Origin of the sequence: Trinickia dinghuensis (assembly GCF_003367175.1) — a bacterium.
In the GTDB taxonomy this organism is placed as follows: Bacteria; Pseudomonadota; Gammaproteobacteria; order Burkholderiales; family Burkholderiaceae; genus Trinickia; species Trinickia dinghuensis.
In genome coordinates this window covers 111,060-129,676 of record NZ_QRGA01000012.1, presented here as the reverse complement: position 1 = coordinate 129,676, position 18,617 = coordinate 111,060, and the positions used below count along the sequence as shown (strand labels likewise).

Annotated in this window: 7 protein-coding genes and 1 riboswitch; of the genes, 2 read left to right on the top strand and 5 right to left on the bottom strand. The window is 63.5% G+C overall.

Going from position 1 to position 18,617, the window contains the following annotated elements; all coding sequences use genetic code 11:
- A riboswitch (cobalamin riboswitch) is annotated at positions 1-205 on the top strand.
- A gap of 90 nt (positions 206-295) precedes the next feature.
- Positions 296-1,351, top strand: a complete 1,056-nt coding sequence (locus DWV00_RS21665) for a HoxN/HupN/NixA family nickel/cobalt transporter (RefSeq protein ID WP_115535665.1) — start codon at positions 296-298, stop codon at positions 1,349-1,351.
- 56 nt (positions 1,352-1,407) lie between these two features.
- Here DWV00_RS21665 and DWV00_RS21660 read toward each other — a convergent pair whose 3' ends face one another.
- The 3 genes from DWV00_RS21660 to DWV00_RS21650 all read right to left on the bottom strand — a co-directional run bounded on the left by DWV00_RS21660 (position 1,408) and on the right by DWV00_RS21650 (position 14,191).
- On the bottom strand, positions 1,408-11,769 hold the full coding sequence (locus tag DWV00_RS21660) for a GNAT family N-acetyltransferase (protein WP_115535664.1): 10,362 nt from the start codon (positions 11,767-11,769) through the stop codon (positions 1,408-1,410).
- Positions 11,770-12,048: 279 nt separating this feature from the next.
- Entirely contained in the window at positions 12,049-12,906 is an 858-nt protein-coding gene (locus tag DWV00_RS21655) for a class I SAM-dependent methyltransferase (protein WP_115535663.1), read from the bottom strand.
- Between the two features lie 130 nt (positions 12,907-13,036).
- Positions 13,037-14,191, bottom strand: coding sequence for an alpha/beta fold hydrolase (locus DWV00_RS21650; protein ID WP_115535662.1), 1,155 nt, complete (start codon positions 14,189-14,191; stop codon positions 13,037-13,039).
- Between the two features lie 271 nt (positions 14,192-14,462).
- Between DWV00_RS21650 and murI the strand changes: the two genes are divergently transcribed.
- Positions 14,463-15,326 carry a glutamate racemase gene (gene murI / locus DWV00_RS21645; RefSeq protein WP_115535694.1) on the top strand — a complete coding sequence of 288 codons (864 nt, stop codon included), beginning with the start codon at positions 14,463-14,465 and terminating at the stop codon, positions 15,324-15,326.
- Between the two features lie 44 nt (positions 15,327-15,370).
- Here the strand turns inward: murI and DWV00_RS21640 are convergent, their stop codons facing one another.
- Together DWV00_RS21640 and DWV00_RS21635 are read right to left on the bottom strand one after the other, a co-directional pair.
- Positions 15,371-17,101, bottom strand: a complete 1,731-nt coding sequence (locus tag DWV00_RS21640; RefSeq protein ID WP_115535661.1) for a phospholipase D-like domain-containing protein — start codon at positions 17,099-17,101, stop codon at positions 15,371-15,373.
- A gap of 176 nt (positions 17,102-17,277) precedes the next feature.
- Positions 17,278-18,438, bottom strand: coding sequence for an iron-containing alcohol dehydrogenase (locus DWV00_RS21635; protein WP_115535660.1), 1,161 nt, complete (start codon positions 18,436-18,438; stop codon positions 17,278-17,280).
- Positions 18,439-18,617: the final 179 nt, after the last annotated feature.

The window sequence follows — 18,617 nt, the reverse complement described above, 5'->3', positions numbered from 1 at the left end:
GCTTACTCTGGCACCGATGGTTCCCGTCACCGGGATCAAAAGGGAACGCAGTAGAAGCGTCGATGCTTTGACGGTTCGAGTCTGCGGCTGCCCCCGCAACTGTAAGCGGCGAGTCCGTGCCAACGATGACCACTGGAATACCGGGAAGGTCGGCACCGGGCGTCGACCCGCGAGCCAGGAGACCTGCCATCGTCCGAGGTCCAAGCAGCCGCGACGGGCGGGGTGTCCCGATGCGCAAGCGCCGCGCTGTGCGCGGCCGCCCGCTGCAAGGACAGCCCGACCTCAGGAATCCCTTATGTCCACTGTTTTGCAAACGCGTGCCGTTCAAGGCGGTTTTCGCCAGCGCGTCATCGCCATTTATGGCGTCCTTGCCCTATTCAACATCGGTGCCTGGATTTGGGCGTTCATCGCCTTTCGCGCCAATCCGCTTCTACTGAGCACCGGCTTGCTCGCCTACGGCTTCGGCCTGCGCCATGCCGTCGATGCCGACCACATCGCCGCCATCGACAACGTCACACGCAAGCTGATGCAGGACGGGCAGCGCCCCGTCTCCGTCGGCTTCTTCTTCGCGCTCGGGCACTCTGCCGTGGTCCTGCTCGTGGCCGCGGCCGTGGCGGTGACGGCCGCCGCGTTGGAACACCGTGTCGAAGGATGGAAGGAGCTCGGCGGCGTCATCTCCACGAGCGTATCGGCGCTGTTTCTGTTCCTGATCGCGGCGATGAACATCATCATCCTGCGCGGTGTCTGGAAAGCATTCAACCGCGTGCGCCGCGGCCTGCCCTATAGCGACGACGACCTCGATCTGCTCCTCAACAATCGCGGGCTGCTGGCGCGATTGTTCCGCCCGATGTTCCGGCTCGTTTCGAAGTCGATCTGGATGCTGCCGCTCGGCTTTCTGTTCGGTCTTGGCTTCGACACGGCCACTGAGGTCAGCCTGCTCGGCATCTCGGCGAGCCAAGCGTCGCAGGGCGTATCGATCGGCATCGTGCTCGTCTTTCCGGTCTTGTTCGCGGCCGGCATGTCGCTCGTCGATACGACAGACGGCGTGCTGATGCTCGGTGCCTACGATTGGGCGTTCGTCCGTCCGATCCGCAAGCTCTATTACAACCTAACGATCACGCTCGTCTCGGTCGTCGTGGCACTGCTGATCGGCGGCATCGAAACGCTCGGATTGCTGGCCGACCAATTCAAGCTGCAAGGCGCGTTCTGGGACGTCATCGGGACGTTGAACGATAACTTCAACAATCTCGGGTTCGTCATCATCGGCGTTTTCGTCTTCGCTTGGGTGGCCTCGTTCATCGTCTATCGCGTCAAGGGCTACGACAATCTGTCCGTGGCCGGGGCTGAGTGAAGCCACGCACGCACAGGCGGACTGCACTGCCCTAGGTCCGCCGGCGCGTTATTTCATCATGCCTGCTGCGTCACCTTCACCCGATCTCCCGGGAAGATGAGGTTCGGGTTTCGACCTGCCCCAGGCGGCGGCACCGAGAACGGATTGCCGTCGAGCAGTGCCCAGTCGAACTCGGGATTGAGCGGTTCGATCTGCTCGATGGTGTCGCCGTTGTCGGTGGCGATGCCCCACAACGTATCGCCCTGCTTGACGATGACGACGCGCCAGGGTTCGCCTGTCGGCACGATCGGCTTCGGCTTGCGGCCACCGCCCGGCGGCCCCTCCGGTGCCGATGAAGTGCCCCCTGCCGGAGGAGCCGGCTTTTTCTTCTTGTCGCCGCCCGCCGGCGTCAGGTTCGACTGCGACGACGTGGGCGCCTGGTTGAAGAAGGTCGAGGCCGCCGTCGACAAAACGGTCGCGGCCAACGAGGCGCCAGCCGCCCAAAATGCGAACGATGCCGCCTTTTGGTAGTTGCCGTGACTTTCCGTCCGGTTCACGACTTCCGCCATGGACTGCAACTGCACCGGTTTGCTCTTGGCGCTGGAGGTGGTCTTTATCTTCGTCTTGGTCACCCGTGCCCGTTCCCCGGTCTGCTTCGCCGTCTTGAGGAAATCGTCGTCGACCTCTCCCGGCGTCTTGCGCGCCACGATGAAACGAAGGTGGGAAGGATCTCCGCCCTTCTGGTTAATGTGGTCGAGCAAGGCGTTGTCGAGGTCGATCGCACTCATGTTTCGAACCTCGTGAAAACCGTCCGTCCCGTTGCGTTTGTACCACTTCAATCGACCGTCACCGGTGTAGCTCGCGTATCCGATCAAGTCTCCTTTTTCCGGCGTTTGGGTACCGGACTCATAGACGAGGATGTTGTCGTCGACCCGTTGCATGAACAGTGTGTATCTTCTGGCCACCGTACCCGTAAGGGCGGCCGCGAGGTCGGCGGCGAGGACGAAGTGATTGTGCGCGCCCGCGAATGCATCGATCCCGTAGCCGGCGGCGAACCCGTACGTGCTGATCGGTGCGAGAAACTTCGATGCCTTGCCGGAGAACTTGCTGACCGCATTCGGGCGGCTCCCCGTCACCGAGGTTGCCAGCGCGGCGCTGCTGTCGGCCACCGACGCGGTGGCGCCTAGCAGATTGCCCACCGCTTCGAGCCCGCTCCCATGCGGAAGCTGGTCGAATTTCGTTTCGTACTTTGCACCGCTTCCGCTAAACGTCAGGATGGTCCCGCCGCGGAAGAGTTTGCCACGGAGCCGCCCGGTGTTCATCGCCTCCAGCTGACTGAACTTGTATCCGGTCTCGTGCTTGATCATGTCGTTGTAGTTGGTCAACGCGTCGCTGAGCGTGACTTCGGGCTTGTGATCGGGCCATGCCTCGCTCTGCACTTGCTGCAGCACGCCGAGCAGCGTCTCGGTATGCGCCTGCACGCGAGTGCGGACCGATGGGGGGACGCCGAGCGATTTCAACGCACGTTGCGCAAGACTGTGGCGCCGATTGATGAGTTCCGTCGCTTGCTCGAGCCGTTGGTCCCGGATCTCGTTGAACACCTGCTGCCGGCTTTCATTCGCTACTTTGCCGAGATTGATCGCCGAGCGGATCGTCGATAGAACCGGGCTCATCAAGGGAATGTCGCTGACGACGCCCGCCAAGCGAACGGCCGTCCCGACCCCGAGCGAAACGAGAAACGTACTGCCCCCTATGGCTGCTGCGTACGCCTTTTGTGCGCGAGTTCGGTGCGAGGCGCCGTACCACGTCAATGCCTCGCCATCGTCGCTGCGTTCGTAGTAACCGAGAGGGAGCCCGGCGCCGTCTTGCGCATACAGGTAGAGCCGGTCCTTGCTTTCGTCCTTGATCGCACCCATCGTCCCCGTCTTGATCCCGGTCAGCTTACCGCGGACCTTGCCTAGCAGCCCGTTCGATGTGCCCGGCTGCGAAGCGGCTTGACCGCTTTGCGGATCCGGGTCCCATTGCGCCACTTCGTTCGGCTCAAGCGGGGTCGAAGTCTTGGGATCCGTGCCGTCGAGATACGTGCCGAGCCCGCGTCTCGGCGTGCCGTTCGTGACACCGAACGTGAGGCCTTTGCCCGACAGGGCGCTCGGCGAAAATTCCGCATTCTCGTCCGCTTTGATGACGGTACCGCTGCCGGGCAGCTTAGGCGTCGGCGGCGGCACGAGGCTGGCGAGGTCGGGAGCGGTATCCGGCCATACGTGCGTTTCGCCGCGCATCGAACGGCGCATGCGATGAACTGCCAACTCCAAGGTGTTCGGCGCGTGAAGCAACCTGCGCCGCCCTGTCATCGTGCTGCTGTGAAGCAGCGGATTGCGCAGGCGCTTGCCGGTCTCTTGCTTCGGCGCTGTCGCGAACCCTTCGGGAAGCTCTGCCGCCGAAAGCGGCCGGCTGCCCTGGCCGGTGTAAGAGCCGAGCATGCTTTCGCGGTAGTCGAACTGAGCCTGAATGTTCGCGAGGATGGTATCGGCGTCGCTCGTTCTTTCGTCGGCCGTACCGGCGCCGTGCTCTTCGACGATGGCGCGGATGTCGTCGCCGAGACCGTGATAGGTCACGTGTTCGTATAAACGGTCGACACCGGAAAAATACTGCTGACTCGTCATGCTGCCGTATATCGGTGCGGAATCGTCGGCCGTTCTGAGCGTATCGAGCGCCGATGGAACATCCGATGCGGCGAGCGGATCGAAGGGTCTCGCGTTGCCTTGGCTATCGATCCTCATCGTGGTATCGAGATCGAGGAAGACAGCCGATTTTTTTCCCTTCCCGCCCTTGCCCAGGCCGAGGTTGCCGAGGCGTGGCCCCTTGTCGGTGGAGGTGACGCCCGCCACCGCGGTGTTGTTCAGCGCGATGTGGCCGGCTGCCGTCGCGTGCAGGCCGGTCGCGTCCCCTTGCGTGGGATCCGTCAGCGTTTTATACGAGCCTTTGTCGAAGACGTCGATGTCGAGGTAAGGCATCGCCACGCCATAGTAGCGTTCGCCCTTGATGTCCCAATGCACGAGGTGAATCGGCACTGCGCTGCCTTCCCCGAAGATCTTGCGCATGAGCTTGCTCGTGGTGACGGCGTTGCGTGCACGGGCTTCGCTCAGCTCGGGGCCTTCTCCCGCGCCCCAGAGTTGCTTGAGCAAGACCAATCCTCCTTGGGCGCCGAACTTGCCTTGGGGGTCCCGCACGATCTCGCCTACCCAATGACCGCCGGGTTTTGCGTGCTGGTAATCGAGCTCCTTCGCATCCTTGGCGGCCGTGATCGAGACGCCGTCGGAGCGGCTCGGAAGCGTCGCGGCACCCGGTGGCGGTGCGTGCGGTTGTTGAGGCGGCTGCACAGGCGCGACTTGTTGCACCTTGACCTGGGCAGGTGCTTGTTGCTGCGGCGCGGGTGGTTGCTGTGGCGGCTGTGGCGGCGCCGCTTGCTGGACCTGAGCAGGCGCTTGCTGCTGGGGAGCAGGGGGGTGCTGTGGTGCCTGTTGAGCGGGAGGCTGCTGCGGCGGCACTGTTGGTTGCTTCTCCTCCTCTTCCTCCTCGGACAAAGTCTGAACGATTGGGGGCGCGTTGACTGGCGCAGGTGCCGGAGCCGGAGGCGCCGATCGATTTGCCGACGGATCCGGCGGCAGGTTCCGCGACGGATCGTTCGGGTCGACACCGGCGGCCGCGAGTTCGGCACGGGCCCGCTCGCCCAAGAAGGCGCGAGCATCGAACGACTCGCCGAGCAGGGTTCGATTGATCCGTTCGGTGGTCGTCTGCTTGAACGCTTTCCAAATGGCGTCCGACCGCAATTGGCCAAAGCTAACGTTGCCCTTTTCAGGGGGAGGCTCGGCACCCACCGAGATGCCCGGCAGCACGCCTTGCGTCATGGCCGGCACCTCGATACCGAAATGGTCGGGGTGCGCTTGCTGGTACTCGCTCAACGCATTCAACACGCGTTCCGCGCTTTCGCTGTCTTTCGTATAGACGACGATGTTGTCGACGCGAGCATGCGCCACTAAGGGCGAACTCACCTTCGCGCTGTCAACGTCAGGGTACGCCTGATGATCGTCCATGACGTTGCGGACGAGGAACGTCATCACGTCGGCCGCATGCTCCGGCATCGCATTGATGTAGATGCGTTCGTAGGGGTAGTCTGGCCTGATCGCGTTGGGTGGCAGGAAATGATAGAAGGTGTTGCCGCCTTCGCGAAACAGGCGTAAGAAATCCGAGAGCGAGCCCAGTGTTTTTTGCTCTTTCGCGTCCGAGTCCGCCGGCCGGTTTTCCAACAGCGCCTTGATCTTCTCGAGGTAGCCGCTGCGCTGATCTTCCGTCAGCTGAGCGGGCCTCGGGGAATCGCCCTTCGCATAGAGGGCGTAGACCTCATCTTCGTCGCTTGGCGTAACGTAGAGCACGCGATCCAGCAGCGCATCCAGGCTTTCCTGGGGACTCGGCGCCGAACTGGCCGCAGGTGCGATAGGAACATTTTTCGTCACAGGTCCCTTCGGTGCCGTGGATACCGGCGTGACGGGCGGCGACACGACGTTTTGCGGCGGCGGATTCTCGGTTTCGGCCGCCGGAGCACTCGCGGGCCGGCGCATCAGCACGCGTTTGACCGGCTGTCCGTCCACCGTGAACTCGCGCTCCGTGTCGTCGACGGTTTCGAAGCCTTGGCTTTGGAAGAACGGCGTCACGCCTTCCGTGGGCGTGATCCACGATTCGACCGGTGCGTCGGGGCCTGCCCATTCGATGACGCTCTGTACCAGCCCTCTGCCGGCCCCCAAGCGGCCGTAGCGCGGAGCGACGTAAAGCGCGTCGATCGACGTCGCGTCCGAGCCGGCGGTCGCCGAGCAATAGGCAATGACTTGCCCATCGGCTGACTTTGCCACGAGATGCAACTGCGCGGGGTCGCCCGCCGCGGCCGCTATCCTGCTTTCCTTCAGCGCGGCGTTCGACGGCGATTGCAATACGCGCTTGCGATTGTCGATCCATTGCTGCGGATAGCCCGAGCCATCCGACGAGTCAGGATCCTGCACGTCGAACGCGTCCATCGTTTCGCTCTGCACGCGCGCAATGCCTAGCGCATCGTCCACCTGCGCCGGTCCGATCCAAATCGGGCCTTCGTAATTCGTCGTGCCGTTGCCGCCGTTACCGCCGCCACCTCCGTTGTCGGTGCCCGCTTGCGTGCCGCCCGCTTGCGATACCGCATTGACGACGCGGGTGCCGGCCGAGGTTGCTGCCGCCCGCATGGCCGCTGCCGCTTGTGCAGCCTTCTGCGCAAGGGCGAGCTTGAATGTTGCCAGGGCGATTTTCCTTTGCGTCGTCAAGTCGGGAGATGCCTCTTCCCCAGCCGCGTTCGACGGAGGCGCCTTGACGTTGGCGGCGGTCAGGACGATCGGCTCATTCTCTTGCGTCGATTCCGTCTGCTGCTCCGTCGTTTCACCTTGCGTTGCCGCGCCGTCGCTCGTGTCACCGGTCGCGCGCGCGGCATGAATGCGCGAGCCGGCCGCGCCGACGGCCATAGCGGTCATGCCCGTGAAGAACTGCAGCCAATCTTCGCCCGTAGCCTGGTTGCGGTCCCGGATCAGCGTGATGCCCTGGTCGCCCATCTGGAAGATGCCGATTCCCATCGACGTAAAGCTGAGCGCGCGATGCGCGAGACCCACCGTATTGAAGACGCGCTGGCCGCTGGCATCGACGAGCCGCAGCGGTCCTTGGATCGTGTTGGCGATCCGCACGCCAGATGCGAGCTTCGGCGCCGCCCATTGGCCCAGCCTCGAATCGTCGAGCCAGCGGGCGAGCGAGGCGTTCTTGTAGGCTTGCACGCCCTTGCCTTGCTCGGCGAGTTTCGCCAGCCCCGAGGCTTCGGCGAAGCGGCTCGAAGCCACGCCGAGCCGGCCCAGCATCTTCGCGGAAGACAACACGCCGCCGAAGATACCGGCCGCCGCGAACGCAACGTCCATCCAGCCTTGCTTGTCGTCATGCTGCGCGAACGCTTGCTGTGCCTGGATCGCGCTCGAGACCGCGAAATAGCCGTCGAGCGCGAGCGACAAGCCCTCGAGCCAGAGCGGCGCGGCTTCCGGCATCGCGGCTATGGTGACGATCGCCGCGACCACCATCAGCCCGGCTTGGATGTTGTCCCAGTCGTACCAGTGGTAGACGCCGGTTCGATGCGTGTCGAGATACGCGTCGCCGAGCAGCTGCTGCCCGTTGCCGCCCAGCACCCAGTGCGGCTGGACTTGCACTTCGCCTTTGCCGAAGCCCGTATGGTTGTACCAATCGCTAAGGCCGTGCCTCGCCTGCGTGTCGACCGGGCCGACGTCGACATAGTTGCCGTCCTGCCCGATGCCTTCGAGCAATGCGCCTTGCCAGGTCGAGCCGTCCTTGCCCTGAAAGCTCAACGAGAGCGAGGTCAGCATGAGCGGATCGATCCCGCTGATCTGCGAGACGCCCTCGCCCGACATCAGTTGCCGAGCCATATCGGCGATCGTCGTCTTCTTACCGCCCGACGAGTACACCACGGTATTCGGGTCGTAGAGCGAGCGCGTGCCGAGTTCGTCGGCACGCACGTCGTCGAGCGACTGCGCCGCGTGCGTCGGCGTGAGCCCTTCCATTTGCCCGATCGCGTCCACCGCTTTGTTGAAGCTCGTGACGCCATGCATGCCGTCCACGCCCGCCAAGCCGTCGAGATTGCCGTCCAAATCGGCCGAGAGCGCGGCCGGCGTGCCGCCGTTGGCTTGGTATCCGGTTTCCTTCGAGATCTCCTGGGCGACCGTCGATGAAACGCCGTGATCGTCGAGGATGTCCTGGAACAGCTGCATCTGCGACTTGTCGGTCTGCGACTTCAACGAATCGAGCCCATAGACCAGCGTCGTGTTCGACTTCCCGGTTTCCCAACCGTACTTGCCGCCGGCGTACGTCGTATGCAAGTCGGCGATGCCGCCGTCGCCCGAGGCCTTGGTCATGGCCTGCTCGAGCCATTGGCGAACCGGCGTCAGATCGGGATTCTGACTCGCGCCGAGATTGGCGTAAATCAGCGCAACCGGTTGCAGCGAGGCAGTGGTCCCGTCCTGCTTGAGCCATTGCAGTACGTCGCCGCCGGGATGCTTCGGATCGTTGCCGTCGAACTTGGCGCGATTGAGCGCGGCCGCGAGGTCGGGGTTCATGCCCTGCGTGGCGCTCGCCAATGCGTTCAGGCGGTCGAGCGGTTTCGATTTTGAATCGACCTCCGAGGCAACGCTGTCGAACAGCGCCTGGGTCGGTGCCGCGTGGACCGTATTGTTCAGCAACGTCGGATAGAAGACCGTGCCTTGATAGACCGATAAGCGGTTGCCGAGCGCGACGAGTTCCTTGTTCGTTCCATCGGCCGTCGTGCATTGCAGGGTCAGCCCGCCTGTGACGTCCTGTTGAATCGATGTTTGCAGGGCGGTGACGCCGGCGCTATTCATCACCTGGTCGTAGAGCGGATCGCCGGGCGCAAGGCCGCCGATCTCGCTCGTCAGTAGTTGCGCGGCGGCCGCGTTGCCGCCGCCCGCTCCGCCGTCCGCCTTCGATTCTTGCTCGTAAAGCGTCTGCTGAACGATCTGCTCCGCCTGCAGCGACGTCTGCAAATCGCCGAACGCGGTGTCGAGCGCTTGGTTCTCAGGGGAGTTTTGTGCCGTTCCCTGCGCGGCCTGGATCTGCGGCGCGAGCATCTGCGCCGCGACCGTGAATTGCGCTTTCCAGAGGCTATCGACGTTCGACGATTGCGCTTGCCACGCACTATCGTTGGGGTTATGTCCGCCCGCGATATTGAGCGCGGCCGTCAGGTCTGCCTGATAAGCCGCTTGCGCGGCCGCGGCCGCTTGCTTCGCCGAAGCATCGTTCGGGTTCTGCTTGGCGCGCTGGTTCGCCGCGTCGAGCGTTTGCTTATCCTTTTGCGCCTTCGTAATGGCGCTGTTCAACGCCTTCTGATCGACGGTCGGATTTTGCTCCATCGATTTGGCGACGGAGGCCAGCGTGCTCTGCTCGTTTGCCGAAAATAGATTGGGCGCGCTCTGCTGAAGCAGCTGCAGCCCCGCCGCGATCGGATCCGTTTGCGTCGGATCGCTCGCGAATTGCTCGCCGGAGAGCGTCACCACCGCCTGCATGATGACCTGCTCGTTTGCTGCGGAGCCGCCCATCTCTTGGCGGACCATGACGACCGCGGCGGGCAGCGGTATTCCCATGGACTGGTACTGGCTCAACTCCGAGAGCGGGTCGACTTGACTGCTGCCCTTCGGTTCGGCGGCACCCGGCACTGCATAGACGGCGCCGCTTTCGAGCGAACTCGTGGCGTTGGCCATCGTGTTCGCATCGAACAGCTGCTGGCCGCCGATCTCGCCCGAGGCCTGCTTGATCATGTCGGGAGGCGTGGGCGCGGTGCCGGCCTTGATGGCCGCGGCATTGGCGGATGTCCATTTCTGCCCGTCGGTCACGGCCTGATTCAAGATCATCGCCTGCGCCCACGTCGTATCGCTGATGAGCGGCTGCGCTTTCTTGGCGGCAGCGAGTATGGCGGCCGGCGATGTGTTGTTCGCGGCGGCAGTGCTGAGCGCGGTCGTCGCGGTCGAAAGCTGCGCGGCGTCTTGCGGCGCGGACCCGGGTGCCGCGCCCGTGGGCGTGAGGCCGGTATCCCTTTCGAGCAAATGGGCGAGCGGCGCGTTATGACTGTCTTCGTTCAGCAGCGTCTGATAGACGCCCGTCGGTGCGGGGCCGGCCGGCGTGAGCGAGATGGGCGCTAACGACGGCGAGTTTGGCCCGGCCAGACCGGTCGTCTGACCCGATAACGTCATGCTCGGCGATTTCGCGAGTTGCCCGAGCTCGGCGTTCAGCGTCTTCATGAGGTCTTGACCTGCCGCCGAATTCGGATCGAGCGCTTGGATCGCTTGTGCGGAATAGCCCAAGAACGTGTCATCGCCCGTCAGCGGCGCCTCGTTGCCGCCTTGCGTGATCAGCGCCTTCATCGGCTGCGCCAGCCGTTGCGTGTACAGCGCCTGCGCAAGCTGCGGCGAACCGCTCGACACTTGCTGCAGCAACTTCGTCATGCCGGGCAGATCGTTCGGCACCTGAATCGAGGCGATCGTCTTCGCGACGCCGGGATCGTGCAGGACAGAATCGGCTAAGCCGGTGCCGTTCGTGCCCTGGTACAGCACCGTGTTTCGATAGCCGGCCAGCGTGTTGCTGACTGCGACGAGCGTGTCGTTGGCGTTGCCGCCGTGCGCGGTTACGATGTCGTGCAACGCCGCGCTCTGGAGGGACTGCGTGCGCGCGTCGCCCATGACTTCGGCATAGATCGGGTTGTCGCTCGACACGCCTTGCAGCTGTTGCGTCAAGGTCTGCGCCGCCTTCAGATTGCCGGCGGCGCCGCCCGAGCCGCGCGCGGTCTGTTCGGCGTCGAGAATCTGCGCGGCACTCAACGAGGCCGTCAGCTCGGCGCGCGAGGGCGCGCTCGGCAAGCCCGCGGCCGTGTTCAGATCGAGGACGGTCTGTTGTGCCTGCCATCCACGATCGATCTGTGTGACGTTGCTGCGCCAGTCGTCGTTGGTCTCGCCCGCCGCGTCGTTGTACTCGTTCGAGAGCGCCTGGTGGTAAGTCGCTTCGTCCTGGGCGAGTTGCGTCGCTGACGCGTGATTGGCCTTGTCCTTTTGCAGGGCGGCATACGCGCTTTGCGCGTTGTGTGCGTCGGTTTTGAGTGCCGGCGTCGCGGTGACGTTGACGGTCAGCGCCTTCAGCGCCGATTGGGCGACGTCGTTCGAGAACAGATGCTGACCGGCGACCGTTTGCGCGCTCGTCGCGAGCGCCGTGGCGCCGCCCTTGCCTGACGGATCGTTGGCAAGCGGCGTGGCGGTCGTGACGATCGCCGCTTCGTTCAGCACGACTTCGTTTTGCGCGCTTCCGCCGAACGCCACCCGAGCGGCGTTGACCGCTTCCTGGAGCGTCATGCCCGACTTTTGGTCGTTGCTGATCTCGGCAACGGCCGAAGCGAGCGATACCGGGCTGCCCTTGGTCGACGGGTCCACCTTGAGCGAACTGCCGCCGAGCGCCTTCGATGCGGCGGCCAACGTCGAGGGGTCGAATTGGTGCGTGAGTCCGACCTCGCTCGTGGCCTCGGTCAGGGAGTCGACACCGGCCGCGTTGGCTTGCTTCGCTTGAGCGTCGCGTCGCTGCTGCATCAAAATGGCGGCTTCCGCGAGGGCCTGGCGATTGGCCTGCGCGTTGGCGTCTTCGATCGCCTTGATGGCCGCCTGAAGCTGCGCTTCGTACGCGGCTTCGTTGGCCGAATTGGCGTTGCCTAGCTTTGCTTGAAGGTTGGTCGTCGCGGTGGCAACGTCCTTCGCGGTGGGCGGAGGCGGCGGAGGTGGCGGTGGCGGTTCGGACGAGCCTCCCATTTCGACGAGCATCGCGTCGTGCCTCCCACGTTCGAATGGAGCGTTGGACGATGAATGGCGCGAGCGGATCGCGGCGCCATGTAAATGCTTATGTTTACATGGTGTACCGGCGATCCCGCGACGGTGTTCAGTAGTGGAAACGCCTCCGATCCGGGCGAATGGCGGCTAGCACTACGGGGTGTAAGTGGAAAGGGGCGAAGCGATGTGATGAAGCTACGAATGTACGTAGACTTTGGGAGAATTGCCTTGAGTATTGCTTTAGGCGGTGCCCGTGCACCGACCTATCCGCCGTTACGTCCCGGCAACGAGGAAGGCTTCCCCAACCGCCGGCCGCAGCCCATCTGCACGGCCGTTGAAGTACCGTTGCGCCAGATCGTCCGTCGAAACATATCTTGCGTGCGCAAAGCCCGCTTCACGCGCGAGCTCCACGATTCGATCGGGTGTGAAGAAGCTGATGAAGGGCGTACCCGCCGCGCGTGCGCGCTCGTAAACCGCTTCGTGCCGGGGCCGCTCCTCCTCCGGGAGCAGTTCGAGCGGCAACAGGAACGTCATCGCGAACGTCGATCCTTTTGGCAGCGCGGCAACGTTCCGAAGCATCGCCATGATCGCTTCGTGCGTCAGATACATCGATACGCCCGTCGACGAAACGAGCGCCGCACGGCCCGCATCGAAACCGTTCGATAGCAATTCCTCCCACCAGGACTCGCCGGCCTCGAAGTCCACCGGCACGAGGTGCAGCGACGGCGGGACGCCGAAGCCCAATTCGGTCAGGCGGCGGCGTTTCCACCGCTGCGCGGCGGGCTGGTCGACTTCGAAGATCTGCAGCCGCGATGCGATGTCTAGCCTGCGCTGCGCGAACGTATCGAGGCCGCCGCCCAATAGGACGTACTGCGTTACGCCGCGCGCGGATTCTTCGACTGCCAAGTCTTCGACATAGCGCGCACGCGCGACGATCGAAGCGCGATAGCCGCGCGTGCCCTCGGGATGCATGTCGGGCCGCTGGCGCCATCCTTCGTCTGGGGCGACAAGCTTCAGCCCGATTTCGTCTTCGAGGACATGGGGCTGCGCGTCGATCTGAACGTGCATGGCACGCCACAGCGCAACGCGAACGGCCGTGGGATCCGGTGCTTCGATTCGATCGTCCGTCATGGGAGAAGTCTCCGTTGGTATTCGTCGATGTCTTTGTCGATTTCGCTTTACGCGGTCGGAACGCATCGAAATATACCGCCCATGGCGGCCGATTGCAGCGTCGCTCGCAGTCGGGCCTATCTGTGTCGTGTTAGGCAACGCCCAGTGGATTCGATATCCGCAGCCGCCACGCGCCGCTTTCCTGTCGTTGCATCACTTGCGTCGCGGTGCCGGTTTCCGTTGCTTGCCCGCCGTCGGGCAACGTGAGCGTCAGCGACCAGTCCATTAGGACGAGCGCGATGTCGCCGCTTGCGATCGTGCGCCGCACGATGTTGCGGATGTGCGGCTTCATCGACAGCAGCCCGCGGAATCGCTCCCGCAGGGCGTCGCGGTTTGCCGCCACCACTTCACCGTCGGTCATGCGCATCGTCGCGTCGTCGGTGAACAACGAAAGGACGCGCTCGAGATCGCCCGCGTTCAAAGCCGCATCGAAGGCTTTCGGGACCGATGCGGGCGTCGTTTCGCCGGCATCGATCTTTTCGACGAATGCTTCGATCAGCGATGCCAGGGCCGCCGGTGCTTCGAGCGGCGACAAGTGTCCGATGCCCGGCAGAACCTCCATATGCGCTTGCGCAATGTGAGGCAGCAATGCCTTGCGTAGCGTATCGGGGCTGTCGACGCGATCGTGCTCGCCGGAGATCACCAGGACGGGTACATCGATGGCCTTTACCACCGTCGAAATATCTTCGCGCATTGCCGCATTGGGCCACGCGGCCTTTGCCTGCGGCGCGCCGCGCAGACTATCGGCGACGACTTGCTCCCGCATCTCGGCGGGCAGCGGTTGTGCCGTCAAAACGTGATCGATCACGAACTCGATCGATTCGCGGGAGTCGTAAGCGCCGGCCATCTGCGCCCGCTGCTCGTCGGTCAGCGCCATCGGTTCGGGCGGCGACGGCGCGACGAGCACCACGCCGGCCAACCCTTGCGGGCCCCGCGCGGCGATGCACTGCGCCACCTTGCCGCCCATCGAATGTCCGACGATGACATAGTGCTCCAGCCCGAGCGAGGCGATGACGTTTTGCGCATCGTCGGCCAGATCTCCGATCGCATAGCCGTCAACCGGCGCTTCCGATTCGCCCCACCCGCGATGATCGTAGGCCACCGTTCGATGACGATCCGGCAGCGCGTCGATCACGTGCCGCCACGTGCGCGACGAGCCGCCCCAGTAGTGCAGAAAGACGAGCGCCGCATTGCCGTCGCCTGTGTTGCGCACGTGGATCCGTACGCCGTTCGATTCGATGTTCACGTCTTTGCTCCTCGATGATGTCGATATGCGGTGACTCGAGCCACAGCCGTGGCTGATTCCGTGGCCGGTGATTAACCGAGGAGCAATGCTAGGCCGCTAGGAACGTATCGATAATCCGCCATCCATGAGCGTCAGTCGATCACAGGACGATCGAATCGCGATGGGAACGCACCGGCGCGGTTGCACGAGCCGCCGCGCTTCTGTGTATCATTTCGCCACCGTTGCGTCCGTGCCGCGCACGCACGTGCTCGATGCCCCCTTTGGAATCCACATGACCACCCCCGATGCGCCGATCGGCGTTTTCGACTCAGGGCTTGGCGGCCTGTCCGTCCTCGACGCGATGCGCGAGAGGCTGCCGAACGAATCGATGGTGTATATCGCCGACTCGGGGTACGCCCCCTACGGTGAAAAAACGGACGCGTTCATCCGGGAGCGCAGCAAGGCCATCGCCGATTGGCTCGTCGGACGCGGCGCGAAGATGATCGTCGTCGCTTGCAACACGGCGACGACGCATGCGATCGGTCATCTGCGCGCTACCCAGTCGATCCCCATCGTCGGCGTGGAGCCCGGCATCAAACCGGCCGCCCTGTCTACCGCGAGCGGGGTCGTAGGCGTGTTGGCGACCGCGGCGACGCTGCGCAGCGACCGGCTGCGCGCGCTGATCGCAGCGCATCAGGCGCGGTCGCAATTCGTTTGTCAGGCGGGGCACGGGCTCGTGGAGCAGATCGAGCAAGGCAATCTCGCGGGCGCGATCGTTGACGATCTGCTCTTGCGCTATCTGACGCCGATGGCGGGTGCCGGCGCCGATACCGTCATCCTCGGATCGACGCATTTCGCGCTGCTGGTTCCTACTATCCGGCGCTTATTCGGGAATCGATTCAACTTGATCGAGACGGGCTCGGCCATCGCGCGGCGCGTCGAAGTGTTGTTGAACGAGAATAAATTGACTGCGGACGCAGCGGAAAACGCGGCGACGGAGGCGCAGGCACGCAGCCGCGTCGAATATTTTTCGTCCGCACAGTCGGCGCAGCAGCGAGAGGCGCTGCTCGCCGTGGTCCGTCGCCTGCCGACGATGGGCGACGTCGAGGCGGTCGCTTCGTACGTCGACATCGTTCATACATTGACGGCCGCCTAGCCGTCAGCCCCCGGAGCGATCGTCGAAGCGCCCGAATCGGCCGGTCAGCGGCTGAAGAGCATGCGTTCTTTCTCGCGAATATCGCCCGCCGTGTAATACCGCGACCACCATTTCTCGCCGTCGAATTTCAATCTCAACGCTTGCCCGCTCGTTCCGGCCTTTTTCAGTGCCGCGGCAAACGCATAATGATCGACGAGCCGAATCCCTTCGATCGCGAATGCGGTGGCGATCGCGCGATCGTAGATCGCCACGAGATTGTCGCCGTTCGAACGCTCGCCGCCTTCGGCCAAATTCGACGAACCGCCGAATACGACCGGGTTCGTTCCGTTGAAATCCACGACCACGAACTTATGGTGAACGATGTGCGCGGCCGGGCCCTGCACTTCGCGCTCCATCGAGAACGGCGGCGGAAATTTCTCCGGATTCGCCTTCGAATAAACGAGTTCGCCACCTTTCGTCGCCGGGGTAAAGACGGTCGTGCCGTCGACCGTATCGTCCTCGGGATTGACCGAATCGGAAATCCCGTACGAAAACACCTTCTGATTCGTATGCAATTGGGACAGCGCTTTGAGCACCTCGCCCGAGCCGTTCAAGTCCATGACCGCGAAGATCACCGAGCTGCCGGCGTCGTCGATCGCATTCAGGAGGCGCTTCAGACCCACCTGCGGATCACGGTGCGGCGCGAACGAGACGACGATCGGCGGCATCCCCGGACGATCGATCGGGAATTCCTGCGTCGAGATCTCTTGCTCGTAGAAGTCGGCCGCTTGCAGTTTGTCGTTCAGCGCGGTTTCGAACGCCTCTTCGTAGTTGGCCGCAACCGCTTGGTCGTCGAACACCAGCACGTGGTTCGCATTGACATAAAGGCCCGTGATCGAATAGTTCGTCGATCCGGTCAGCACCTTCTGCGCCACGCCGTCGATCTTCTTGATGAGCACCTTGTTGTGCTGGTATCGCTTGAACTTGCCGCGCATGAAGCCGTCGCGCGTCGCATCCGTAGCCGCCGCTTGAATGTCGGCGAACGCCTTTGCCGCGGCCGTCCCTTCGGCATGCAGTTTGGCGTCGTCGGCCAGCATTCGGAGCTTGCCCATGCCCGCCAACTCGATGAACGCGGTGATGATCGCGGGCTCGTTCAGGTCATAGACGAATGCATCCACGGTTGCATTCGGGTCTTGATAGCATTCCGTCAGAAAGCCTTCGATTGCCGCGCGCGCGTGCGCACCGAGCCAGGCCCACTGCGCTTCGTAAGGCGTCCAATCGAATTTCCACTGGCCCGTCGGCACTTTCGGCTCGTACGGCTTGTTGTCGAACTCGTCGGCATAAGCTTGCGACGAGAGGTAGCCGCGCGTAAACGCCACTTCGATGCCGCCTTCCACGAACGGGCCGACATCGACTGTCACCTGCACGGTCTGGTCGTCTTGCAACTGGCCCGACTTGTCTTGCACGAAACGCTTGACGACGACTTCATAGCAGAACGTACCCTGCACATCGCCGGAGGGGAAATCGAGCCACCAGAATTTCTGAAACGGCGCGACGTTGGACGGAAAGAATTTGCCGCCGGCTTTCGTGTAGTCGCCGTCGAACGATAGACGATTGCCGAGCCAAGTCCAGGACGAATCAGGACCGCTTGCGGGTTTGCGGCGAATGGCGAAGCCCGCGAGTTTGTCGGTCAGGTGATCCGCCAAATCGAAGGCGAGCATCGCGCACCGATCGCCTGAATATGCCTTCACGGTGAATCCGCGCGACGAAGCCGTCGCGGTGAAAACGTTACCCATCGCACCCTCGTTCGTTTTTCGGAAAGTGCCGGCAAGCGCCGATACTGGCAGGTAGAACCGGCCGAACGAGGATAGTACAGATCGAATGCAGCCAATATGAAGGTTTAATAACAGGTTCGACGGCTTCGTTGCCCCTGGTCGGGGCGGTATCGATCCCCTATCGCAGCGGACCGGCGTTAAAACGCCGCGGTATAGATGGCCAACGCGTCGGCTTCGGTCACGGGCCGCGGATTGTTGATGAGCAGGCGTTGTTGCAGCATCGCGTCTTTGGCCATTCGCTCGAGGCCGTCACGCTCGATCCCGACCTCGCGCAAGGTCGATGCGATGCCCGTCTCGGCGATCAGGTGCTCGATATGAGCGATCAATGCGCTCGTCTTCGCTTCGGCACCGCCGGTTGCGGTGGGCAAGATGGCGGTGGCCAATTCCGCATAGAGCGGCGCGGCAGCGGGTGCATTGAATTTCAACACGTGCGGCAAGACGAGCGCATTCGATAAGCCGTGAGGCACGTGATAAATCCCGCCGATCGGATAGGCAAGCGCATGCACGGCCGCGACGGGCGCATTGGCAAATGCCTGCCCCGCGAAGGTCGCGCCGAGCAGCATCGCTTCGCGTGCTTTGCGGTCCTGTCCGTTGCGGCACGCCGTCAGCAGATGTTCCGACAGCAGTTGCAATGCGCGCACGGCCAGCATGTCCGAGATCGGATTTTTCAATCGCGCCGACGTATAGGCCTCGATCGCGTGAACCATCGCATCGATTCCCGTTGCCGCCGTGGCGGCGGTCGGCAACCCCACGGTCAGTTCCGCATCGAGAATCGCAAGGTCGGCGATCAGTTGCGGGGCGACGACGCCCATCTTCGTCGCTTCGCCTACGGTCACGATCGACACGGCGGTGACCTCGGAGCCCGTGCCCGCCGTCGTCGGAATTTGCACGAGCGGCAACCGCCCTCCTTCTACGCGGTTGACGCCGTACATGTCGCCAAGCGTTTGTTGCGAGGCGAGCAAGACGGCGAGCAGCTTGGCGACGTCCATCGACGATCCGCCGCCGAGCCCGACGACGATCTGAGCCTGCGCATCGCGAGCGCGTGCCGCGGCTTCGAGCACGACCTGTTCGGGCGGATCGGCCACGACGTTGTCGAGCACCGTCACGGCCCAGCCGCTTGCCGATAGATCGGCGAGCGCCGGCGCGAGCAAACCGCTGCGATGCAGGAACCCGTCGGTCACCAGACACAGTTGGGCAAGCGCCGGGTAGCGTTCGCGCAACAACGCGCCAAGGCGCCGCGCGGCGCCGAACTCGACGACGAGCGTCGGGACCGTTTGAAAGCGAAATGCGTCGGCCATGCGGGTCTCCTTTCGCGGCATCGGTTGACCATCGTTCCGACCGCTCGAACTCAAGCGAGCCATTGTATGCCTACCATAAAGAATAGGACTCCAAAACAACCGGCTCGCAATCGGCTCGCTCGCGTCGAGCGCGGCATGAACATGGACGAACGAGGGTTAGTTCCGGTCGTGTGCGATGC

Coding starts and splice junctions, on each gene's coding strand:
- DWV00_RS21665 (WP_115535665.1), top strand. CDS start 296: ATGTCCACTGTTTTGCAAACGCGTGCCGTTCAAGGCGGTTTTCGCCAG.
- DWV00_RS21660 (WP_115535664.1), bottom strand. CDS start 11,769: ATGCTCGTCGAAATGGGAGGCTCGTCCGAACCGCCACCGCCACCTCCG.
- DWV00_RS21655 (WP_115535663.1), bottom strand. CDS start 12,906: ATGACGGACGATCGAATCGAAGCACCGGATCCCACGGCCGTTCGCGTT.
- murI (WP_115535694.1), top strand. CDS start 14,463: ATGACCACCCCCGATGCGCCGATCGGCGTTTTCGACTCAGGGCTTGGC.
- DWV00_RS21640 (WP_115535661.1), bottom strand. CDS start 17,101: ATGGGTAACGTTTTCACCGCGACGGCTTCGTCGCGCGGATTCACCGTG.
- DWV00_RS21635 (WP_115535660.1), bottom strand. CDS start 18,438: ATGGCCGACGCATTTCGCTTTCAAACGGTCCCGACGCTCGTCGTCGAG.